Below are 2,707 nucleotides of genomic sequence, written 5' to 3'. Positions count from 1 at the left end.
CAATATCATTATATGCGTGTAACATACAATGAGTCAAAGCCTTTAATGTGCGGAAAATAAACTATCTCGGTAGCTCGCCCGCTTGGTATTTAAGGTGTTTTTGAGGCACCTGATTCGATTATTCATATTGTCGCTACATTGTCAAGTGGCAATGTAATGTTTTTATAAAAGTAATTAGTCAAATCCTTTGGTCGTACCTCTAACATCTTTGCTGCTTCAATAAGACCGAACAGCCCATCAGAGCGTTTTAAGCCCTCCAAAGCTTGTGCTTTTGGAGCTAATTCTGCAATCACATGATCTTTCTGCTCAATTTGACTTTGTAAGTGATTCAAGACACCAAGTAATGCTTCGGGCTTGGAATAATCAACTTGTGGAACAGCAACTTGCTTTTCCAATTCTTGCCAACGGTCAATTATTTTTGCTCGTAAGACAGTGCTGTAACCAGAAACAAGAATTAAACATTCACGCTTGGGGAGTTTATAGCAGTTTTGAGGTTTTCCCTGTTTGTCTATATAGGTGCCCCCAAATTTGGGGAGACCTCCTTCAATGTATAATTCTTCAAGTATTTTCTTAATATCACGCATGACATGGTCATGTCTTTTACCACACAACTCAGCAATCTCACGACTAGACATAGTTTGAGCGGTAGCACTGTTAGTAGCACCTTCTTTAGTTTCTATAAGTGTGTTCATTGTGAACTCCTAGATGTTAGATGTTTTCATTGACACCCTTAAAGGTATCGGGTGCTGAAAACACGGCATCTAGTCCGTCGTTATGCTTTCCCCATAAGGGTATTGTATAGCATAACTACACCCGATGAGGTCATTATACACTTGTCGCATATAATGAGTCAAAGTCTTTGCAATGCACAGAAGATTGATTATTTCGGCAACCAATCCGCTAGATGTTTTAAGGTGTTCTCAGGCACCTGATTCGACAATAGACATATTGTTGCCATATTGTCAAGCGGTGACTTCATATTTTAAAAAATTAATAAGTGTATCTTTATTTTATCTCCCGCAAGATAAGCTTATACATACCGGATTCAGAGGCTTGTACCTCTGTGATCACGAAGTGCTCTTGAGAGGGGGCTTTGCTGTTTTCAGGGAAAATGATTACAACACTATCTTGAGGGTTTGGTGGTAAGCCTCCAATGTCATTGATACAAAGATCAAGTTCCTTTCTTGCAATTGTCGTGGGGATTCTGCCACCGGCATCCGATTCTGAATGCTTAATGGTATAAATTGCTGTGATCCGAAAAGATTGCTGATTGTCCTTTCGCGTGTAGATGATGGGCTGCCCAAAAGTGTTGCGCACATCTTTAACCATTTGGTTTAGCAGCCCGTGCCATCGCATGTTATTTCGCTCCAATCACGGCTTTAAACAGCATTTCAGGGCGTGTGCAAATGTAAAGCGGATAGCTATAGACCTCCGGTTTTACCCATGCATTACGGTCGTGATCAACGATCAACATGGTGTAGAGAGGCTTTCCAACGGTGTTGGCAAAATCCAAGCTTTCACCAGGAGCAAAGGTTTTTTGGAATACACCAGGCGCATCAACAGGAAAGAATTGACATTCATCAGGCTTAATTCCTATGGCACGCTTTGTTCCAGCCTTCGCACTCACATTATAGTTGTGAATACTCCGGTAATTAATAAAAGTGACACCTGCAAAGTCAAAACTGCCAAAACTTCCAGAACCAATTGCGCTTGGTGTTGCAACACCTCCGGCGCTATTAAGTGTTTGTGCTAAGGCTGTGTTGAGATAAGTTTCACGAATTGTTTTATGGTTTTTCAACTTGGAAAAGAATTCATTTCCACAAAGCCCAATAATGCGCGAACGATCAGAAAATGCTCCTTTTGAAGCCTCAATCATCCTCATAATGACCCGATCAACATTGTCAGCAACATTGGTTGTCTCATTATTCAGTTTAAAGTCAATGGGCTTTGGTGGCGTGATTTCCCATTCTTTGTACCAGTCAACAATGACAGAGCCATCAGCATCAAGGACAACACCTTGAACAGCGCCAAGCTGCATATTTTCCCATGTCAATTCGATTTCAGAAATCAGTTTCTTTTGTTTTCTGGCAATATATTTCATTGCTGTCTCGAGTTGATCTTCTGCGCCAAATTCACGCCGGTTCTGGATTTCTTCTGATTTCACCGTATCACTTTTGGCAATCCGTGTTGTTTTGAAAAACCGAAGATTACGACCCTCTCTATCACCTTCTGCCAAAGGTGCACCACGTTCACTGGTTTGAATAAGCCAAAATGTATTATCACGCCGTTCAATACCAACCACTGTGGTACTGGTTTCAACTTCCTCAAAAAGATTAAGAGAGCTTACAAGACCAGGTTGAAACTCATAGTTTTCAATGGCTTTCATCATTGTGATGCTTGAGAAAGCATCATGTTTAAAAAAATTCATATCCATGTGTGCATTCTCCTATCTCAATAGAATGTTGTTTTTGTCTTCGAAAGACTGAATGGCTGCTTTCTTTTGCTCATCTGTGATGGCATCTGGCCATAGCAGTTCAGAAGCTTTCACTGTGCATAAGCGTGCTGTAATCACGGCGCGTTGATCTGCGCCTGTTGCGTCAACAGTGGCAAAGGAAATCCCTGCCGGTGTTTGGCTGCCATCTGTTGCTGCTGGATTAAGGGGGACATAGTGTTCCGTTGCGGTTATCTTTCCCATGACAGTTCCCGC

General features: G+C 41.6%; 4 protein-coding genes. All 4 read right to left on the bottom strand.

From position 1 onward, the window contains the following. Window positions 1-122: 122 nt before the first annotated feature. The gene (locus PVV69_RS09595; protein ID WP_404978385.1) at window positions 123-692 is read right to left on the bottom strand and encodes a Rha family transcriptional regulator; all 570 of its coding nucleotides are present in this window, start codon (window positions 690-692) and stop codon (window positions 123-125) included. A gap of 313 nt (window positions 693-1,005) precedes the next feature. Further along, the gene (locus PVV69_RS09590) at window positions 1,006-1,356 is read right to left on the bottom strand and encodes a hypothetical protein (protein WP_273757321.1); all 351 of its coding nucleotides are present in this window, start codon (window positions 1,354-1,356) and stop codon (window positions 1,006-1,008) included. A 1-nt stretch (window position 1,357) separates the two neighbouring features. After that, the gene (locus PVV69_RS09585; RefSeq protein ID WP_273757320.1) at window positions 1,358-2,434 is read right to left on the bottom strand and encodes a major capsid protein; all 1,077 of its coding nucleotides are present in this window, start codon (window positions 2,432-2,434) and stop codon (window positions 1,358-1,360) included. 12 nt (window positions 2,435-2,446) lie between these two features. Next, window positions 2,447-2,707, bottom strand: a 261-nt coding sequence (locus PVV69_RS09580) for a head decoration protein (RefSeq protein ID WP_273757313.1), incomplete at its 5' end; no start/stop codon positions are given.

Origin of the sequence: Bartonella sp. MM73XJBT (genome assembly GCF_028618465.1) — a bacterium.
GTDB lineage: Bacteria > Pseudomonadota > Alphaproteobacteria > Rhizobiales > Rhizobiaceae > Bartonella.
The sequence above is the reverse complement of the archived record's forward strand: the minus strand, read 5'-3'. Positions and strand labels throughout refer to the sequence as shown.